18 protein-coding genes, 1 tRNA gene and 1 pseudogene are annotated in these 19,388 nt (G+C 66.8%); 12 read left to right on the top strand and 8 right to left on the bottom strand.

Annotated elements, in window-relative coordinates; translation table 11 throughout:
• The first annotated feature begins 138 nt into the window (after positions 1-138).
• The 7 genes from BACI71_RS13365 (at position 139) to BACI71_RS13335 (ending at position 5,208) form a co-directional block, all read left to right on the top strand.
• Positions 139-261: an aa3-type cytochrome c oxidase subunit IV gene (locus tag BACI71_RS13365; protein WP_159759386.1), complete on the top strand. Its 123-nt coding sequence runs from the start codon at positions 139-141 to the stop codon at positions 259-261.
• 7 nt (positions 262-268) lie between these two features.
• Positions 269-1,390 (top strand): NAD(P) transhydrogenase subunit alpha, encoded by a 1,122-nt coding sequence (locus tag BACI71_RS13360; RefSeq protein WP_159759384.1) that lies wholly within the window; start codon positions 269-271, stop codon positions 1,388-1,390.
• On the top strand, positions 1,387-1,863 hold the full coding sequence (locus BACI71_RS13355; RefSeq protein WP_159759382.1) for a hypothetical protein: 477 nt from the start codon (positions 1,387-1,389) through the stop codon (positions 1,861-1,863). The genes BACI71_RS13360 and BACI71_RS13355 overlap by 4 nt, the downstream gene beginning before the upstream one ends.
• 22 nt (positions 1,864-1,885) lie before the next feature.
• Positions 1,886-2,254, top strand: coding sequence for a PH domain-containing protein (locus BACI71_RS13350; RefSeq protein ID WP_159759380.1), 369 nt, complete (start codon positions 1,886-1,888; stop codon positions 2,252-2,254).
• A gap of 16 nt (positions 2,255-2,270) precedes the next feature.
• The gene (locus BACI71_RS13345) at positions 2,271-2,567 is read left to right on the top strand and encodes an NAD(P) transhydrogenase subunit alpha (protein WP_159759378.1); all 297 of its coding nucleotides are present in this window, start codon (positions 2,271-2,273) and stop codon (positions 2,565-2,567) included.
• A gap of 226 nt (positions 2,568-2,793) precedes the next feature.
• A complete protein-coding gene (locus BACI71_RS13340) occupies positions 2,794-4,284 on the top strand; it encodes an NAD(P)(+) transhydrogenase (Re/Si-specific) subunit beta (RefSeq protein ID WP_159759376.1) in 1,491 nt (496 codons plus the stop codon).
• A gap of 3 nt (positions 4,285-4,287) precedes the next feature.
• Complete coding sequence (locus tag BACI71_RS13335; RefSeq protein ID WP_159759374.1) at positions 4,288-5,208, top strand: winged helix DNA-binding protein; 921 nt, start codon at positions 4,288-4,290, stop codon at positions 5,206-5,208.
• A 6-nt stretch (positions 5,209-5,214) separates the two neighbouring features.
• Here the strand turns inward: BACI71_RS13335 and BACI71_RS13330 are convergent.
• The 3 genes from BACI71_RS13330 to BACI71_RS13320 all read right to left on the bottom strand — a co-directional run bounded on the left by BACI71_RS13330 (position 5,215) and on the right by BACI71_RS13320 (position 7,359).
• Positions 5,215-5,290: transfer RNA gene (locus tag BACI71_RS13330), tRNA-Val, on the bottom strand.
• A 168-nt stretch (positions 5,291-5,458) separates the two neighbouring features.
• Positions 5,459-6,157 (bottom strand): hypothetical protein, encoded by a 699-nt coding sequence (locus BACI71_RS13325; protein ID WP_159759372.1) that lies wholly within the window; start codon positions 6,155-6,157, stop codon positions 5,459-5,461.
• Positions 6,154-7,359 (bottom strand): toxic anion resistance protein, encoded by a 1,206-nt coding sequence (locus tag BACI71_RS13320; protein ID WP_159759370.1) that lies wholly within the window; start codon positions 7,357-7,359, stop codon positions 6,154-6,156. The genes BACI71_RS13325 and BACI71_RS13320 overlap by 4 nt, the downstream gene beginning before the upstream one ends.
• Positions 7,360-7,540: 181 nt before the next feature.
• Between BACI71_RS13320 and typA the strand changes: the two genes are divergently transcribed.
• Positions 7,541-9,361, top strand: a complete 1,821-nt coding sequence (gene typA, locus BACI71_RS13315; protein ID WP_159759368.1) for a translational GTPase TypA — start codon at positions 7,541-7,543, stop codon at positions 9,359-9,361.
• A gap of 113 nt (positions 9,362-9,474) precedes the next feature.
• On the opposite strand, the gene BACI71_RS13310 is transcribed toward typA, so the two are convergent.
• A complete protein-coding gene (locus BACI71_RS13310) occupies positions 9,475-10,461 on the bottom strand; it encodes an alpha/beta fold hydrolase (RefSeq protein ID WP_159759366.1) in 987 nt (328 codons plus the stop codon).
• Between the two features lie 387 nt (positions 10,462-10,848).
• Between BACI71_RS13310 and BACI71_RS13305 the strand changes: the two genes are divergently transcribed.
• Positions 10,849-11,565 (top strand): hypothetical protein, encoded by a 717-nt coding sequence (locus tag BACI71_RS13305; RefSeq protein ID WP_159759364.1) that lies wholly within the window; start codon positions 10,849-10,851, stop codon positions 11,563-11,565.
• A gap of 19 nt (positions 11,566-11,584) precedes the next feature.
• Positions 11,585-12,280 (top strand): HAD family hydrolase, encoded by a 696-nt coding sequence (locus BACI71_RS13300; RefSeq protein WP_159759362.1) that lies wholly within the window; start codon positions 11,585-11,587, stop codon positions 12,278-12,280.
• 143 nt (positions 12,281-12,423) lie between these two features.
• Here the strand turns inward: BACI71_RS13300 and BACI71_RS13295 are convergent, their stop codons facing one another.
• Together BACI71_RS13295 and BACI71_RS13290 are read right to left on the bottom strand one after the other, a co-directional pair.
• Positions 12,424-14,754: a TonB-dependent receptor gene (locus BACI71_RS13295; RefSeq protein ID WP_159759360.1), complete on the bottom strand. Its 2,331-nt coding sequence runs from the start codon at positions 14,752-14,754 to the stop codon at positions 12,424-12,426.
• Between the two features lie 175 nt (positions 14,755-14,929).
• A pseudogene (locus tag BACI71_RS13290) lies at positions 14,930-15,317 on the bottom strand (EVE domain-containing protein).
• 135 nt (positions 15,318-15,452) lie between these two features.
• Here BACI71_RS13290 and BACI71_RS13285 point away from each other — a divergent pair.
• On the top strand, positions 15,453-15,821 hold the full coding sequence (locus BACI71_RS13285) for a hypothetical protein (RefSeq protein ID WP_159759358.1): 369 nt from the start codon (positions 15,453-15,455) through the stop codon (positions 15,819-15,821).
• 77 nt (positions 15,822-15,898) lie between these two features.
• Complete coding sequence (locus BACI71_RS13280) at positions 15,899-16,177, top strand: DUF3297 family protein (RefSeq protein ID WP_159759356.1); 279 nt, start codon at positions 15,899-15,901, stop codon at positions 16,175-16,177.
• Positions 16,178-16,240: 63 nt separating this feature from the next.
• On the opposite strand, the gene BACI71_RS13275 is transcribed toward BACI71_RS13280, so the two are convergent.
• Together BACI71_RS13275 and BACI71_RS13270 are read right to left on the bottom strand one after the other, a co-directional pair.
• Positions 16,241-18,106: an ABC-F family ATP-binding cassette domain-containing protein gene (locus BACI71_RS13275; RefSeq protein WP_159759354.1), complete on the bottom strand. Its 1,866-nt coding sequence runs from the start codon at positions 18,104-18,106 to the stop codon at positions 16,241-16,243.
• A gap of 190 nt (positions 18,107-18,296) precedes the next feature.
• Positions 18,297-19,385: an AI-2E family transporter gene (locus BACI71_RS13270; protein WP_159759351.1), complete on the bottom strand. Its 1,089-nt coding sequence runs from the start codon at positions 19,383-19,385 to the stop codon at positions 18,297-18,299.
• Positions 19,386-19,388 lie beyond the last annotated feature (3 nt).

Here is a 19,388-nt window from a genome sequence, read left to right as displayed (position 1 = left end):
ATGTTTCGTCCGATGCTGCCCTAGCGCCCTTGAGTAAAGGGGGACTTAAATCGGACCGTCATGGGGCTACCACCATATTGCCTGTTGCTGATTGCTTAACTACTGTCTCACGAACCGTTCAAGAGGAAGAGGATCATCATGGCCGAACCTGCCGATCTGAAGGCACATGAGGCAACGTATACGAGCATGATCGGTCTGCTCAAATATGGCGCGGTCGCCTGTTTCCTGCTCGCCTTCCTCGTCATCTGGCTCATCTCGTAGCCGCGCGGTGAAGATCGCGGTCGTTCGGGAGCAGGCAGCCGGCGAGCGCCGGGTCGCCGCCACGCCGGAAACGGTGAAAAAATTCATCGCTTTGGGAGCGACGCTCGCGGTCGAGGCGGGGGCAGGGGCGACCGCGTCGTTTGCCGATGCCGATTACGCCGCCGCCGGCGCCACGATCAGCGACCGCGCCGCGACGCTGTCCGGCGCCGCTATCGTGCTGGGTGTGCAGGGGCCGGATCCGGCGGCACTGACCGGAGTCGCGCCGGGCGCGTGGGTCGTCGCGGGGCTCAATCCGTTCGGGGAGCGTGCGCGAGTTGATGCCTACGCCGCCGCCGGGCTGGAGGCGTTGGCGATGGAGTTCATGCCGCGCATCACCCGCGCGCAGTCGATGGACATCCTGTCGTCGCAGTCGAACCTTGCGGGCTACAAGGCGGTGCTCGACGCTGCCGCGGAATATGGCCGCGCCTTTCCGATGATGATGACCGCGGCGGGCACGGTCAGTGCCGCGCGCGTGTTCGTGATGGGCGTTGGCGTCGCGGGGTTGCAGGCGATCGCCACCGCGCGGCGGCTCGGTGCGCAGGTCTCCGCCACCGACGTCCGCTCCGCCACGAAAGAGCAGATCCAGTCGCTCGGCGCCAAGCCGATCTTCGTCGAGAACGTCGCCGGGATCGAGGGCGAGGGGTCCGGCGGCTACGCCGGCGAGATGTCGCCCGAATATCAGGCCGCACAAGCCGAGCTGGTGTCGGCGCACATCGCCAGGCAGGATATCGTCATCACCACTGCGCTGATCCCCGGGCGCGCCGCGCCGCGGCTCGTCAGCGATGCGCAACTGGCGTCGATGCGTCCCGGCTCGGTCGTCGTCGACCTCGCCGTCGAGCAGGGTGGCAATGTCGAGGGCGCGGTCGCCGGCGAGGTGGTGGAGCGGCACGGCGTCAGGATCGTCGGGCATCGCAACGTCGCGGGCCGTCTGCCCGCCGACGCTTCGGCGCTGTTCTCGCGCAACCTCTACAATTTCCTCTCGACCTTCTGGGACAAGGAGCAGGCGCGCCCCGTGCTCGATGCCGAGATCGGCGACGCGGTCCGGCTGACCAGGGACGGCAAGGTCGTGAACGCGCGGCTGCTGTCGTGAGACGCGGCTGGGCAGCGCTGGTCGGACTGCTGCTGGCGACGGCGGCCACTGCCGCGCCGGACAAGGCCGATCGCCAGGCGTTCTACGACCTCGTTGACCGGTATCAGATGTTCGTCGTGCCGCATTGCGAGCCGGATATCATCAACGCCTATCGCATGCAGAACGCCGCGCGCGACGCTGCCTTCGCGCAGTCGCTGAAGGGGACGAAGCTGGCCGACGTCTATGCTCGCGCGGTGTCGGATCGCGAAAAGCACGATCGCAAGACCGTCTACGACTGCCAGCCCACCGCCTCGCCGCGTCCCACGCCAGGCGGGCGGACGGTCGCGCAGCGGCGGCGCGCCGAACGCGAGGCGGCGCGGCTCCTGGCCGCCGAGGCGAAGCGTGACCGGAACGAGCATTTCACCGAGGGTGACCGGATCTTCGCCGAGATGGTGGCGCTGCGCGACCGTACTGCGGCCGCGGCGCGTAACTAGACTTGGCAGGCAGGGGAGCGCGATGGGATTGTTTTCAAGCCACGAGGTCGAGCCGGCCGAGATCCGTGAGCGGTTCGGCCACGCGCTGATCGAGGGCGAGGAGGTGCTCGCCGCCTTCCGCTCGCTGCGCGACACCGCCTTTCTGACCAACTACCGCTTCGTGCTGGTCGACGTGCAGGGGCTGACGGGATCGAAGGTTGCGTTCCAGAGCGTGCCCTATCGCTCGATCACGCGCTTCGCGGTCGAGAGCGCGGGCACGTTCGATCTCGACTCCGACCTGTCGATCTGGGTGTCGGGAACTCCGCAGCCATTGACGCTGAAGGTAAGCCGCAGCGCCGATCCCGCCGCGATCCAGCGGCTGCTCGCGCAGCTCGTGCTGACGAAGCGCTGACCGCAAGGAGCGATCCATGGACTTTATCGCGATTCTGTCGATCTTCGTGCTGGCGTGTTTCGTCGGCTATTATGTCGTCTGGTCGGTAACGCCGGCGCTGCACACGCCGTTGATGGCGGTCACCAACGCAATCTCCAGTGTCATTATCGTCGGCGCGTTGATTGCCAGCGCGGCGGCCGGGAGCATTGGCGGTAAATGGCTGGGGCTGCTCGCCGTGGTGCTGGCGAGCATCAACATCTTCGGCGGCTTCGCGGTCACGCAGCGGATGCTGGCGATGTACAAGAAGAAGGAACGGCCGGTGGTAAAACACTGACCGTCGACTAGCGGCCGTCGCCCCTGCGAAGGCAGGAGCCCATGGCTGTGGAGTGGAAGACCAAGGTCTGACACAGATGCGCGATCCCTGTGTCAAACGGCTCGCGAGAAGAAACAGACATAGGCCCCTGCCTTTGCAGGGGCGACGTACCGGGGGAGCATCGCCCCCCAAGTAGACATAGGCCCCCGCCTGCGCAGGGGCGACAAGGCCGGGGGAGCAGAGCCTAGTGCAACACGCCGTCAATCCATGGGTCGCCTTCGCGTACCTCGTCGCGGGCGTGTGCTTCATCCTCGCGTTGCGTGGCCTGTCGAGCCCGACCACCAGCCAGCGCGGCAATCGATTCGGCATGATCGGCATGGGCATCGCGGTGCTGACGACGCTCGTCACGCACGTCCCGACGATCACCGTGCTGGTCGAGGGGGCAGATTACGCAGCGCTGCTCCCGGCGATCGATACCCTCGCGGTGTTCGAGATCGTCGCCGCCATCGCCCTCGGCGCGGCGATCGGGCTGACCACCGCGCGGCGGATCGCGATGACCGCGATGCCGCAGCTCGTCGCCGCCTTCCACAGCCTCGTCGGGCTCGCCGCAGTGCTGGTCGCCGCCGCCGCGTACCTTAACCCGGTCGCGTTCGGGATCGCGTTGCCGGTGCTCACGCCCGACGGCGCGGTCGCGCTCATCAACCCCGTCAGCCGTGTCGAGATGGGGCTTGGGGTAGCGATCGGCGCGATCACCTTCTCGGGCTCGGTGATCGCCTTTCTCAAACTCAACGGCAACATGGGCGGCAAACCGATCCTGTTGCCCGCGCGCCACGTCATTAACCTCGGCGTGCTCGCCGCGATCATCGCGCTGGTGGCCTGGTTCACGCTCGACCAGAGCCCGTGGGTGTTCTGGACTATCACCGGGCTCAGCTTCGTCATCGGCTTCCTGCTGATCGTCCCGATCGGCGGCGCGGACATGCCGGTCGTGGTGTCGATGCTCAACAGCTATTCGGGCTGGGCGGCCGCGGCGATGGGGTTCACCCTCCACAACAGCGCGATGATCATCACCGGGGCTTTGGTCGGTTCGTCGGGCGCGATCCTCAGCTACATCATGTGCCGCGCGATGAACCGCAGCTTCGTCAGCGTGATCGCGGGCGGGTTCGGCGCCGACGCCGGCGGCGGCGGCGCAGATTCGACCAAAACGGATCGACCCTGGAAGCGCGGCTCGGCCGAGGATGCCGCCTTCCTGATGGGGCAGGCCGAGCAGGTCATCATCGTTCCCGGCTATGGCATGGCCGTCGCACAGGCGCAGCATGTGCTCCGCGAAATGGCCGACAAGCTGAAGGCCGAGGGCGTGCGCGTCAAATACGCCATCCACCCGGTCGCGGGGCGTATGCCGGGGCATATGAACGTGTTGCTGGCCGAAGCGAACGTCCCCTACGACGAGGTGTTCGAGCTGGAGGACATCAACTCCGAATTTGCACAGACCGACGTCGCGTTCGTGATCGGTGCGAACGACGTCACCAACCCGGCGGCGAAGACCGACAAGACCTCGCCGATCTACGGCATGCCGGTGCTCGACGTCGAAAAGGCCAAAACGGTGCTGTTCGTGAAACGTTCGATGGGCGGGGTCGGCTATGCTGGCGTCGACAACGACGTTTTCTACAGGGACAACACCATGATGCTGCTGGCCGACGCGAAGAAGATGGTCGAGGATATCGTCAAGGCGCTGGACTGAGTCATGGCGACCCCGTTCGGTTTTGCTGGCGCCCGCACGACCTCGTTCGTGCTGGCGTCGATGGACGCGTCCGGCGGTGCCGCGGCGCAGGAGGCGATCGCGCTGATCGGCGGTGACCTGCGCGCACATGTCGCGTTGCAGGAAGCTCCGGCGGCATTTGTCGCGATGCCCGACCCCGTTCCGGTCGCGGTGCTCGATCTGGAGGGTGCTTCAGACGAACTGGCGCATGACGTCGTCGCGGTCGTCGGTATGCTCGCGCAGGCGCAGGCGTGGCGCTGCATCGTCGCGATGAGCATCGCGCAGATCGATCTGGTGATGGCGGCGCTCGGCGACGCTGCCGAGTCGGTGCAGTTACTCTGCGCGCCCGATCAGCACGAGTGGCTCGGCACGCTGGCGGTCGCCGCCGCGCGCGCGCCCGGATCGGTGCGTGCCGCCGACGAGGAGCGCGACCACCTGGCGCGGCTTAGCGCCGAGGTGGCGCGGATCGCCGAAATGCTGACGCGCATCACGGATCGTGACGGGGGCGGACGCGCCGAGGACCGGCATCTCGCCTTCGCCCCGGCCGCGTCGACGGACAACATCAGCTCGACCGCCGTGCGCGACGTGCTGCGTGCACGCCGCTTGCGCGATCGCTTCTTCGGAGAGGGGCTGTTCGAGGATCCGGCGTGGGACATGCTGCTCGATCTTTTCGCCGCGCAGCTTGAGGGGACGCGCGTGTCGGTGTCGAGCCTGTGCATTGCCGCTGCGGTCGCCCCGACCACGGCGCTGCGCTGGATCGGCAAGCTTACCGCCGTGCGACTGCTCGCGCGTGCGCCCGATCCCGAAGACGGACGACGCGCCTTCATCGCACTGACCCCGGAGGCGAGCGACGCGATGCACCGCTATGTCGCGACGCTGGCCGAGGCGCGGCTGCCATTCGTGTAAGGAGAATGGTGGGCGCTGACGGGTTCGAACCGCCGACCTACTCGGTGTAAACGAGCCGCTCTACCAGCTGAGCTAAGCGCCCGGTACGGTGTTCCCGCCGGAGCGCCATCCATACAGCCCTGCGATCGCGGATCAAGGGGCCTGCCAATCCTTCACGGCGTCGCTCCGGACGTGGTCCAGGGGCGCGCTTCTTGTCGGACCGAGCAGAAGGCGCGGGGTGCCGTGTCGCGCCCGTGACGACGAAGGACGATCACCCTTCCGACGCCGCATCCTCCTCGTACTTGACCTGCAAATAGCGCCGCTTCGTTTCCAGCGCGTCGAGATCGCCCTGTGCGAGCCGCTCGCTGATGTCGCCCAGCTCGCGCTCGATCACGCCCAGCCCTTCGATCAGTTGCTGGTCGGGGGTCATCCCGTTGCGCGGCGTGCTGCGCATCGCGGAGGGCACACGCGTGTAATCCGCGACAAAGCCCGGCAATTGCTCGCCGACCAGCCGTCGCAACTCCGCCGCCAGCGGACTGTCGTCGTCCAACGCCGCCACCTGCACGCCCAACGTGTCGAGCCGCGCGTCGAGCTGGTTCAGCACCCCCGCTGCCGGCGCAGGTAGCGCCGGGCGCCGTGCGTCCAGCCAGCGCGCCGCCTGCGCAGGCACCGCCTTCACTTCCGACTTCACGATCCGCTCGGGCGTTGGCACCGGGGTCGCGGGGGCGAACAGCACCAGCAGCGTCATTGCCGCGATCAGCGCCGCGACCGCGACCATCCCGAACGCGCCAAGCCCCATCAACGTCGCGACGATCAGGATCACGGCCGCGCCGATCACCACCGCCGCCGCGCGCTTGCGCCGCCCGCCGCGCCCGCGTCGCGGCCGGCGCTGGAGCGGGATCACCGTTCCGCCGCGCCGCCGTTCACGCGCGACCTGCGCAACTGCGATCGCGTCATCGACGTCCGTCACAGCGACTCCAGCTTGAACTGTTCCGCTCCACCCGCGACGCGGTTCTGCGTTGCGCCCTCGGCCCGCGCGATATAGCCGCGCGACTTCTCGACCTCGTTGCCGAGCGTGTCGACCGTCACCTTCATCGTGTCGAGCGCCTTCAGCTTGAACGTGTCGATCGCGTCCATCGTGTCATAGATGTTCTGGAACGCGCGTTGCAGCGTCTCCAGCGGGATCGTCGACGCCGCTGCCTGCTCATGGATGCGCGCGGTGTTCTGGCGCAGCAGGTTACCGGTCGAATCGATCAGACCCGCGGTGGTGGCGTTGAGCTGCGTGATCTGCTCCAGCACCAGTTTCTGGTTGGTCAGCGCCTGCGCCACCGTCACCGCGGTACGCAGCGCGGCGACCGTCGTCGTGCTGGCGCGATCGACGCCCTTGATCAGCTCGACATTGTTCTTCTTGACCAGATCGAGCGCCAGATAGCCCTGCACCGTCACCGCCATCTGCGTCAGCAGGTCCTGCGTCCGCTGCCGCGCGTAGAACAAAGCGGTCTCGCGGATCGCCTTGGCCTTGGCGGGGTCGCTATGATCCAGCTCGTTGGCCTTGTCCTCCAGCCGCCCGTCCATCGTGCGCGAGAGGTGGATCATCTGCTCCAGCCGCCCCATCGCGGTCCACAGATTGGCCCGCTCGGTATCGATCGCGGCATTGTCCATCAGCAGCTCGTCCTTGCCGCTGCCCAGACTCTTCAGGATCGAGGCGATATGCGTCTGCGCGGATTTGTAGCCGTCGAAATAGTTGCGCACCTTGTTGCCGAACGGGATCACCCCGAACAGCTTCTGCGGCGCGGTCAGCTTGCCGCGCTTGCCGGGATCGAGATCCTCGACGACGCGGCGCAACTCGGCCAGATCCTTGCCGACCCCGGCCTCCTGATCCATCGCGCGCACCGGGCGATCGAGGAAGCGGTTCGACTGGCCGGCGGCGTCGCGTATCTCCTTCTGCCCCATCGCAGTGATCGCATCGACGCGCTTGCCGAACTCGGGGCTGTTGACGTCCTCGGCAATCAGTTGCTCGACGAACGCATCGACGCGCCGCTCCAGCTCGCTGCGCTTGGTATCGTCGACCGGTACCAATCCGGCGGCCTTCTCGGCACGCACCTCGGGCACCGGATCGGGCGGGGTGAGCACCAACGTCGGCTCGGTCGCGTCGTTCGGAGCGGTCGCCATCGTCACGTCATCCTTCTCTCTCGGCGCGCGCATTGTCCTTCGTCCGCGGCCGGCTTTCAACTGTGTTGTTCATGTAATACGCCACAGCGTCGCTGTCGAGGCACTGGCATCCGACGGAACTTTCCGCTATGCGCCGCGGCGAAACTGCCTGCGGACAAGCGGGCCACCCTCAGGAACCCGTATGAACCTGCGCAATATCGCCATCATCGCGCACGTCGATCATGGCAAGACCACTCTCGTCGACCAGTTGTTCCGTCAGTCCGGTACGTTCCGCGACAACCAGCGCGTGGAAGAGCGCGCGATGGACTCGAACGATCTCGAAAAGGAGCGCGGGATCACCATTCTCGCCAAGCCGACCTCGATCGAGTGGGAAGGCGTGCGCATCAACATCGTCGACACGCCCGGCCACGCCGACTTCGGCGGCGAGGTCGAGCGCATCCTCTCGATGGTCGACGGCGTGATCCTGCTGGTCGACGCTGCCGAGGGCGCGATGCCGCAGACGAAGTTCGTGACCGGCAAGGCGCTGGCGCTGGGCCTGCGCCCGATCGTGGTCGTCAACAAGGTCGACCGTTCGGACGCGCGTATTCAGGAAGTGCTCGACGAGGTGTTCGACCTCTTCGTCGCGCTCGAGGCGAACGACGACCAGCTCGACTTCCCCGTTCTGTACGCCTCCGGCCGTAACGGCTATGCGTCGACCGACATGGACCGTCGCGAGGGCACGCTGACCCCGATGTTCCAGACGATCGTCGATCACGTTCCGCCGCCGTCGCTGGATCAGGACGCGCCGTTCAGCTTCCTCGTGACGCTGCTCGACCGTGACAACTTCCTCGGCCGTATCCTCACGGGCCGCGTCCAGTCGGGCGTGGTGAAGCTGAACCAGCCGATCCACGCGCTCGACAACATGGGCAATGTGATCGAGACCGGCCGCGCGTCGAAGCTGATGAGCTTTCGCGGGCTGGAGCGTGTGCCGGTCGAAGAGGCGCGCGCGGGCGACATCATCTCGCTCGCCGGGCTCGCGGTCGCGACCGTCGCGAACACGATCTGCGACACCACCGTCAGCGTGCCGATCCAGGCGCAGCCGATCGATCCGCCGACGCTGTCGATGCGTTTTGCGGTCAACGATTCGCCGATGGCGGGGCGTGAAGGCAGCAAGGTCACCAGCCGCATGATCCGCGACCGCCTGATGCGCGAAGCGGAAACCAACGTTGCGATCAAGGTGACCGAAGCCGCCGACCGTGACAGCTTCGAGGTTGCCGGGCGCGGCGAGCTTCAGCTCGGCGTGCTGATCGAGACGATGCGCCGCGAGGGTTTCGAGCTGGGGATCAGCCGCCCGCGCGTGCTGTTCGGCGAGGACGAGAACGGCAAGAAGACCGAGCCGTACGAAACCGTCATCATCGACGTCGATGAAGAGCATTCGGGTACGGTCGTCGAGAAGATGAACCTGCGCAAGGCGGAGATGACCGACATGCGCCCGTCGACGGGCGGCAAGACGCGTATCACCTTCTCGGCGCCGTCGCGCGGCATGATCGGCTATCACGGCGAGTTCCTGTCGGACACGCGCGGCACCGGGATCATGAACCGGCTGTTCGAAAAGTACGGTCCGCACAAGGGCACGATCGAAGGCCGCAAGAACGGCGTGCTGATCTCGAATGGTGCGGGCGAAGCACAGGGCTATGCCCTCGGCCCGCTCGAGGATCGCGGCATCCTGTTCGTCGGCCACGGCGAGGCGCTGTACGAGGGCATGATCGTCGGCGAGAACGCCAAGACGGATGACCTTGAGGTCAATCCGATGAAGGCGAAGCAGCTCACCAACTTCCGCGCGTCCGGCGGCAAGGACGATGCGATCCGCCTGACCCCGCCGAAGAAGATGACGCTGGAGCAGGCGATTGCGTACATCGACGACGACGAGATGGTCGAAGTGACCCCGAAGTCGATCCGCCTGCGCAAGCGCCACCTCGACCCGAACGAGCGCAAGCGCGCGAGCCGCTCGAAGGCAGCGTAAGCCCGGCGGCGACGCGGGCAGCTATGCTGCCCGCGAGCAAAAGCCGGGCCGGCCTGCGGCGCTACAGCGCCGTCCGACGACACGGGCTTCGCCCGTGGCGGGCCAATGAGAGATCAATCGGCCACCGCCCATCCGGCGGTGGCCGTTCTCATTTTTCCGCCCGCACCCGCGCGATCACCCTGCGCACCTGCTTGCTCACCAACGCCGGGTTCTCCTCGGCGATCGGATGATGGTTCCGCGTCGCCACCACCGGTCTCGCTGACACGCGACAGCGCTGCGAGCCGCGCCTGCGCCGCCGGCCACCCGGCTTCGTACTTCTCGGGCACGCCCATCCCGCCGGCGAGGCCGTGCCGGATCACGATCAGCGGCCGGTCGCCCAGCAAACCGGGCACAGGCTGCGGCCGTTCCGCAACCGGCGTTTTCTCCCAGCGGTCGATCGGATCACGCGCCTGCGCCGGCATCGCGCGTGACCAGACCGCGTCGAACTGCCCGCGCAGATCGGGCGGCAGGTCCTCGACCCAGGACGGTATCGCAAAGGGCAGGATCAGCCGGACGATCCCCAGCCGCCATCCCGCCTGCCACAGCGGATCGGTCAGGCGCAGCATCGGGAAGTCGTCGGTGATGCCGCGGAACCACAACGTCGGCTCCGACCCGTCGACCATCGCCATCGCGGCCACGCGGTGCGGCGCGCGGCGGAAGAATGCGAGCGCGATGACGTTGCCGCCCGACTCCGGTACCAGCACCAGCGGCCCCGCGACGCCGCCACGCGCCAGCAACCGTTCCAGATCGTCGACCTGCTCGCGCAGCCCCATCGCGCGCGTCGCCGGGTCGCTCCAGCCCAGACCGGCCCGGTCATAGCTGCACACGCGCGTGTCGGCGGCGATCCGGCGCTGCGCGGCGTACATCGTCACCGAGGGCGTGCCGTCGCCCGACAGCAGCAGAACGGTCGGTGTTCCGCGCCCGACGCACCACAGGTGCAGGCGATGATCGCCGACCGCGATCATCTGGCCGGGCGCGGGATGACGCATTGCGTCGATCCGCTCGGCGATATGTTGGTAGACGAAGCCGCTCAGCAGGAGCGCGCCGACGCCGACGGTCATCCACAAAGCCCTGCGCACCCACCTGTCCCCGTCGCCGCCAACACGCCGGCATCGCAGCGCGATGTGACGCCAACGCGGCGGCTTCGAGACAACGATAGGACCGACCCGCTGCCACCGTATTGTATGACATCAACGGGGCAGCCAGCCTCCCATCTGTCCTACGAAAGCAGCGGCATGATATCTTCCGCCGATGCCCGCTCGCACCCCCCCATCTCCACGCCTCTCACCGCCCCACCGCTACCCGCCCGTTGACCCCGCCAGCGTCTCAACATTCGCAACATTCACGAGCCCAAGTCATTGGGATGGCAACACAACGTCACCGGCCATCCACGCCCGCGCCGCGCCACCCGGATAGGACCCCGGCTCTCATTTCCGACGGAGCCCCCGATGCGTATCGCCACCGCTACGACCCTGTTCGCGACCACGCTCCTCACCGCGACGAGCGCGGCGGCGCAGACCGCATATCCGGTAATTCCCGAGCCGATGATCTTCGACATGATGCGCCCGCTCGGCGCGCACAAGGGCGAGATGGAGGTCAATGCGCTGGCGATGACTACCTCGCCGTTCCGTCCGCGTGTCGCCGAATGGGCGCCGGAGGTCGAATATGCGTTTGCCGACGGCATGGCGGTCGAGTTCGAGCTGCCGTTCAACGGCGCGAAGCTGGAGGCGTTCAAGCTCGGGCTGCAGGCGGCATTCGGCGCGTCGGCCGACGGGCGCAGCGCGCACGGCGTGCAATATCTCGGCATCTACGACCGCGAGACAGGGCGCTACAGCAACTCGTTGCTCTACATGGCCGGGCATCGCTTCACGGCGCGCTGGAGCATGATGAACATGGTCGGCGTCGACGATATCGCGCTCAGGCGCCGCAACGGCCGCAACGCGTTGCTGCTCAACCATGCGACCTTTTACGACGTCACTGCCGGCACGATCGCGGGGGTCGAGCTGAATGTCGCGGGCGGGCGCGAGCGGCTGGTGCGCGTTGCGCCGCAACTGCATCAGCGGCTGGCCGCCAGGGTCAACGTGCAGGCCGCGGCGGGCCTCGAAAAACATCGCCATCACCGCGCGCGCCCGACGCTCGGGGTGCGGCTGGTGCGCGAACTCTGAGACCGGTAGAAGCGCCGCCATGCCGATCGATCTCATCTGCCTCGATGCCGACGACACCTTGTGGCACAACATGCGCTTCTTCGCCGCCGCCGAGCAGGCGTTCGCCGATCTGGTCGCGCCTTATGCGGACGATGCCGCGGCGCGCGAACGGATGCAGGCGATCGAGATCCGCAACCTGCGCCATTACGGTTATGGCGCGAAGAGCTTCACGCTCTCGATGGTCGAGACCGCGCTCGAACTGGCGGGCGACGATCTGCCCGCCGCGAGTGTCCGCCGCATCCTCGCGATCGGGCGCGAGTTGCTCGCACATCCGGTCGAGTTGCTTGACGGCATCGGCGAGACGCTCGAACAGCTGGCCGCGTTGGGGCGGCTGGTGCTGGTGACCAAGGGCGATCTGCTCCATCAGGAGGTGAAGCTGGCCGCATCCGGGCTGGGGCAGCTCTTCACCGGCGTGGAGATCGTCAGCGACAAGCGCGCGGAGACGTTCGTGCGCGTCTTCCACCGCTACGGCTGCGCGCCCGAACGCGCGGTGATGGCAGGCGATTCGATGCGCTCGGATGTGCTCCCCGCGCTGGAGGCCGGGGCATGGGGCGCGTACATTCCGCAGCCGCTGGCGTGGGCGCATGAAGTGGCGACCGCGCCCACCGATCATCCGCGCTTCCGCCAACTGGCGCGGCTGGCGGAGTTGCCGGGGTGGATCGAGGAGATCGGGTAAGCGAACGCTTCGTCATTCCCGCGCAGGCGGGAATCCAGACGAGCGGATCTTTGCAAGGGCCGCGGCGTCCGAGGTTCTGGATTCCCGCCTGCGCGGGAATGACGGGGGGCGAAGGGGAGGCCGAAGCCTCCCCAAATATCACCTCAGTCGAACTTGCCGCTCAGCGAGACGCCGACGATCCGCGGCTCGTTGAACACTGCAGCGTTGTAGTTTTCGATTACGCCCTTCAGGTTCTTCTCGTTGGTGATGTTGCGCGCGAACGCCGCGATCTCATAGCGGCCATCGGCAGTAGTGAAGCCAGCCTTGAGCCCCAGTTCCAGATTGTCGCTCGCGAAGAACTCGCGGGTCTTGTACAGGACGAAGTTCGTGTAGCCCTGCATGTTGACGTCGCTGGCCACGAAGAAGTTGCCGCGATCCGACAGCGGAATGTCGTAGCGAACCGCTGCATCGACCTGCCAGCGCGGCGCATTGGGCAGCGGATTGCCGTCGATTTGCGCCAACGTCGCGGGCTGGCCGAAGATCGTCGCGCCCACCGTCTGGTTCAGCACCGTGCACGTCACGTTGGGGCCGAACTGACACACTTGCGCAAAGACGTTCTTGTCCTTGATCTCGGTATGGATCGCGCTACCGCCCAGCGAGAAGGTGATGTTGCGGATCGGCCGCCAATCCATCTCCGCCTCGACGCCGTAGGCATTGGCGTGATCGGCGTTGAACAACGTGCCGTTGCCGTTCGCGTCGTTGCCGTTCAGCTGGATGTCGTTGACCCGGTAGGCGAAGGCGGTGGCGTTGAGGCGCAGCTTCGAGGTCGGCTGCGTCTTCACGCCCGCCTCGTACGACATGATCGTCTCGCTGTTGGCGGTCGAGAACGGCGTGTTGAACACCGCCGAACGCCCCTGGATCGTCGGGCCGCGGAAGCCGCGCGCGACGCGGGCATAGATGCTCGCGGTCGGGTCAATCTCGTACAGCGCCGACAGATCCCAGCTCGGCTCCTTGCCGGTCAGCTTGACCGCGCGCGGTGCTGTCGCCGGGAAGGTGTCGACCGTGCCTGCGGCGTTCCGCCCCGCGCGGACAAGCTGCGTTTCCTTGTCGTCCTCGGTGTAGCGCGCACCGGCGGTCAGCGTCAGGCGCTCGGCAAGGCGATAGCTCGCCTGCCCGAACACCGCCCAGCTGGTGTTGACGTTGTGCAGCCGCACCCAGTTGTTGACGTTGCGCTGGGGGTCATTCGGCAGCAGAAAATACCCGCGCTGGTAGAATTCGGTGACGTCGCGGCTGTCGAAATAGAAGCCGCCGAACTGCCATTTGAACGCGCCGTCACCATTGCTGGCCAGTCGCACTTCCTGCGTCCACTGGTCGAGGTCGCGGACCCGGCCCATGCTCTCGCCATAGCCGCTGTTGCCGAAGTTGGTCGCCGCGCCGCCGTCGGTGTCGCCACGGCTATAGCCCGAGGTGGTCTCATAGGCGGTGATCGAGGTCAGCGTCGCTGCGCCGAAATCCCACGCCGCGTTCACGGACCCGCCATAGGTCTTGTACGCCTGCGGGTTGTTCGCGCCCTCATCGAGCGCGACCCGGTCGCGCGGTTCGAGGTTGATGTTGTTCTGCCCCTTGATGAGTGCGCCGCGGTGGAAGACCGTCGACGTACCCTCGTAGGAGCGGACGTGACCGGACAGGTTGACCGACAGCGTCTCGGTCGGGGTCAGCAGCACCTGCAGGCGCGCGTCGCGCTCGTCGAAGCCGCCCATGGCGTCGCGGCCCGGCCGCGTGCCGTCACGGCTCAGGCCGGTATAATCGTTGTCGATCCAGTTGTCGCGATGCTGGTACAGCCCGGACAGCCGGACTGCGATCTTGTCCTGCACGATCGGTCCGCCGACCCCGCCGTCGAAGGTGACGGTGTTGTACGAGCCGTAGGAGGCGTTGAAGCGGCTCGTCCACGTCTGGCCGGGACCGATCGTGTCGAACTTGATGATACCCGCGGTGGTGTTGCGCCCGAACAGCGAGCCCTGAGGGCCGCGCAGCACCTCGACATTGGCAACGTCATAGACCGGGTTCGACTTGAGGACGACGTGCTCCAGCACGACATCGTCCTGGATGATCGACACCGGCTGCGACGCGCCGAGGTAGAAATCGATGTTGCCGAGCCCGCGGATGTAGAAGCGGGGGAAGATGCGGCCGGTGGTCGTCTCGGCATACAGGCCGGGCACGCGGCCGGCGAGCGCCAGCGCGTCCTCACCACCCGCCTGAAAGGTGCGCAGATCGTCGCCGTTGACCACCGCGACCGATACCGGCACGCGGCGCAGATTCTCGGTGCGGCGCTCGGCGGTCACCACTACTTCGCCCAAACCGGTGTCTCCGGCGTCCGGGGCCGCGTTGGTCGCGGCAGGCGCAACGCCGGCGGTCTGCGCGGCGGCGGGCAGGGTGGTCAAAGCCACGCCGGCGAACAGGCCGGCGAGCAGGATCGATTTCGACGAACGACGCATGAGAACCCCTTATGAAACAATGGGAAGGCTTTGCAGGGCGCCGACTGCTGCGGCGCTTGTTCCCGGCGAAGCGCTCGGCTTCCCGTTGCGGCGGCTAGGCGGCGATTGTGTCGAGATCATGAAAAGTAACGGAATATTTCCGCTTCGTGCCCTTAAGCGTGAGGGCAGCCAGCTTCTACGCCAACGCCATGATCGCCTGCCATTCGTCTACGCCAACCGGGCTGACCGACAGCCGCGATTGGCGGAGCATTGCCAACGCACGCAGGGCGGGATCGGCCTTCATCGCCGCCAGCGTGACCGGGTTCGCCAGCGGCGCACCGGCGGCAATCGCCACCGACACCCACGGTGCCTCGCCATCGCGCTGCGCGCACCACCTCGGCAACTCCGACCGCCGCCTTGTGGGTACCGCTATGGTAGATGAGCACCTGGTCGCCGACAGTCATCGCACGCAGATGCGCGGCTGCGGCATGGTTGCGCACGCCGGTCCATCCGGTCTCGCGCTCGCGCTCAAGATCGTTCCAGCCATAGCTGCCCGGCTCCGTCTTCAACAGCCAATAAGCCACGCTCGTCCCTCGATTAAACCGCGCATGAATACTCCATTCTGCACCTGTTCAGCCGACGCGGGGCATAGCCGTGGCACAGGCTCGCACACAAATGCGTTCAGTCCAACAGGCGAGCGAGTGCAGGAGGTCCGGTTTATGTCTGCGTTGAAGAAGGCCGTTTTGGCCACCGGCCTGATGGCGACAGCCCTGGCCAGTGCCGCGCCCGCGGAGGCGCAGCGTTACTGGCGCCACCGCGACCGGGGCGGCGACACCGCGGCGGGCGCGCTGATCGGTGGCGTGATCGGGCTGGGGCTCGGCGCGGCGATCGCGTCGAGCAATCGCGATCGTTATTACGACCGCCGTTATGACGATCGCGGCTATTACTATGACGATCGTTCGTATTACGCGCCGCCGCCGCGGGTTTACTACCGCGAGCGTTATTACGCGCCGCCACCCCCGCGGGTCTATTACGAGCCGCGCGGCTATTATCGCGGCTATGACACGCCGGGCTATTACGGCTGGTGAGGTGAACGACGGCGCGGGGGACGATCCCCGCGCCGTTTTTTGTGGCCGCGCGCGCCGCTTTGCGGCAAGGGCGCGGCATGAGCGATACTCCTCCCGACCATCTGTCGATCGATCCGTCGAGCCCGTTCTTCGACCAGGGCGCCCTGCAACGCGGCGTCGGCATCCGCTTCAAGGGCGTCGAGCGCCGCGACGTCGAGGAATATAGCATGTCCGAAGGCTGGGTCCGCGTCGCGCTGGGCAAGAAGGTCGACCGTCACGGCCGTCCGCTGACGATCAAGCTGACCGGGCCGGTCGAGGCGTATTTCGAGAACGCTGCCGAGGGTGGCGACGAGGAAGCGGACGAGAACGAGGCGTAAAGCTTCTTACGTCATCCCGGGTCTACCCGGGATGACAAAGGTTTACCACAGCCGCGCTGACGGTTACGCCGTCTCCATCGCCTCGCTGGCGGACATCCAGCGCGCTTCCGCCGCCTCGATGCGGTCGTTCAGCTCGGCGCGCTGCTTCATCAACTCGGTCATCGTCAGCTTCGCGTATTTCGCCTCGGCAGTCGACGGGTCGAACATCGCGCGATCGATCGCCGCGCGCTCCGTGGTCAGCTTTGACAGTTCCGCCTCGGCGTCGCGCGCTTCCTTCTTCAGCGCCTTGTCATTCTCGCGTGCAGCGGCTGCAGCCTTGCGATCCTGCTTGCTGCCCTTGTGCTTATCCGAGCCCTTGCCGTCGCCGGCCAGCACGAAAGCGATATAATCGTCGAGGCTGCCGTCGAACTCCTTGGCGGTGCCATTGTCGACCAGCACCAGCCGGTCGGCGCTCAGCTCGACCATGTGGCGATCGTGGCTGACCAGCAGCACTGCGCCGGTATAGGCGTTGAGCGCCTGGACCAGCGCCTCCCGCGCGTCGACGTCGAGGTGGTTGGTCGGCTCGTCGAGGATCAGCAGGTGCGGGGCCTCGCGCGTAACCAGCGCCAGCGCCAGCCGCGCGCGCTCGCCGCCCGACATGCTGCCGACGCGCGCGGTCGCGCGGTCCCCCGAGAAGCCGAACCGTCCGAGTTGCCCACGCACCGCTGCCGGGGTGGCGCCCGACATCACCCGCGTCATGTGCGCAAGCGGGGTATCGTCGGCCTCAAGTTCTTCGACCTGATACTGGGTGAAGTAACCGACCTTCATCTTGCCGGTGGCGTTCATCTCGCCCGCGAGTGGGGTCAGTTGCGCCGCCAGCAGCCGCGCCAGCGTCGTCTTGCCGTTGCCGTTGCGGCCGAGCAACGCGATCCGATCCTCGGGGTCCATCCGCAGGTTAAGCCGCGACAGGATCGGCGTGTCGCCATAGCCGACGGCCGCGTGATCGAGTGTGATGAGCGGCGGGCGCAACTCGGTCGGATTCGGAAAGTCGAAGCTGAGCGTCGGGTCGTTCACCGCCTCGGCGATCGGCTGCATCTTGGCGAGCATCTTGGCGCGGCTCTGCGCTTGCTTCGCAGTTGAGGCGCGGGCGGAGTTGCGCGCGACATAGTCCTGCAGCTTGGCGCGTTGCGCGTCTTGATTCGCCTTCGCCGCCGCCAACTGCGCGAGCCGTTCGGCGCGCTGGCGCTCGAAGGCGTCATAGCCGCCGGGGTAGAGCGTCGTCTTGCCGTTTTGCAGGTGCAGGATGTGGTCGACGACGTTGTTCAGGAAGTCGCGCTCGTGGCTGACAACGACGATCGTCGCGCGGTAGCTTTTGAGGAAATCCTCCAGCCACATCACCGCTTCGAGATCGAGGTGGTTGCTGGGTTCGTCGAGCAGCAACAGGTCGGGCTGCGAGAACAGCAGCGCGGCCAGCGCGACGCGCATCTTCCATCCGCCCGAAAAGCTGTCGAGCGGCCGGCTCTGCGCCTCTTCGTCGAAGCCGAGGCCGACAAGGATCCGCGCTGCGCGCGATGGGGCCGCATAGGCATCGATCGCGATCAGCCGATCGTGGACCTCACCGAGCCGGTCCATGCAGCCGGTGCCGTCGAACGCCTCGGCCTCCTCCAGCAGCGCAGCGCGCTCGGTGTCGGCGGCGAGCACCGTTTCCAGCGGGGTCGAGTCACCGGCGGGCGCCTCTTGCGCGATATAGCCGATCCGTGCGCCGCGCGGCATGTCTGCCGAACCCTCATCAGGTTCGAGCAGCCCGGCGATGACGCGCACCATCGTCGACTTGCCCGCGCCGTTGCGACCGATCAGCCCGACGCGGCTGCCCGGGGGAAGCGCGGCACTGGCGCGGTCGAGGATCGTGCGGCCGCCAAGCCGCACGGTGATGCCGTTGAGAGAAAGCATGCGCGCGCCTGTAGCGGAATGCGCGCGGAGGGGGAAGGGAGGGGTGTTGGCGCGCTGAAACGGTGAGCGTCAGTCTTACGACGGCGGAAAGCCAGGCGCGCCGTTCACCGAATGGCATGGCGCGAGCGGGGGGGCGATGCTCCCCGCTCGCGCAGCGATGACGATCATCTCGGTTTTTTGGAGGCGCTCATTAACGCTCGGGAAGGCGATCGTCGGCTGTCACGCCAGCCTCGCGCTGCTCGCACAGGATCGCCCAACCCGTCAGGAACAGCGCCCCCACGACGGGTCCGACGACGATCCCGCTCAGCCCCAGCAGGTCGATCCCGCCCAGCGTCGTCACCAGCACAAGCCAGTCGGGCAGCCCGGTATCGCGCCCGACAAGGATCGGCCGCAGCACGTTGTCGGCCAGACCGATCACGAAGATGCCCGACACCATTACCACCACCGCCTGCCAGATCGCACCCGTCGCGAGCAGGTATACCGCGACCGGTCCCCAGATGATCGCCGGGCCGATCGCCGGTAGCAGCGCGGCCACCGCCATCAGCACGCCCCATAGCAATGCCGCGGGCAGGCCGACGATCCAGAAGGTGATCGCTCCCAGCGCCCCTTGAACGAGTGCCACGACGCCAGACCCCTTGATCGTCGCGCGGACGACAGTCACGAATTTCTCGGCGAGCCGCTCTGCGACTGGCCGTTCCAGCGGCAGCGCGCGCACGATCGCCGGTCCGATCCGCTCTCCGTCGCGCAGCAGGAAGAAGGTGACGTACAGCCCGACACCAAACGCCAGCAGGAAGGCCGCCGCGTTGGCGCCGATCGAGAGTGCCTGCCGCGTGAGGACGCTGGCGCTGTTGCTCAGCGTCGCGGTGACGCGCGCCTGTGCCCGCTCCAAGCTGTTCAGTCCGGCGCTGTCCAACAATTGCTGCAAGCGCGACGGCAACGCATCGTGTACCTGCTTGAAGTACATGGCGAAATCGATCTGGCCGCTGCGCATCTGCTCGTACACGCCCGCTGCCTGATCGACGATCATGCTGCCGAGGATCAGCGCCGGGATGACCACCGCAAAAGTGATGACCAGCAGCGTCAGTGCCGCCGCTGTGTTGCGCCGCGCCGGCCAGCGCCGCGCGAAGCGCTGGAAGATCGGCTGAAATAGCAACGCCGCCAAGGCCGCCCAAAGCAGCGCGCCCAGGAACCCGGAGACGACCAGCAGCAATCCGACCGAAATCAGCAGCAGGAAGAGGATCAGCCCGCCATTCTCGACGCGCTGTCGATCGATCGTCATTCA

Origin of the sequence: Sphingomonas sp. 8AM, assembly GCF_902506455.1 — a bacterium.
Classification (GTDB): Bacteria; Pseudomonadota; Alphaproteobacteria; order Sphingomonadales; family Sphingomonadaceae; genus Sphingomonas.
Note: the sequence above shows the minus strand (reverse complement) of the source record. Positions and strands in the feature narration are given on the sequence as shown.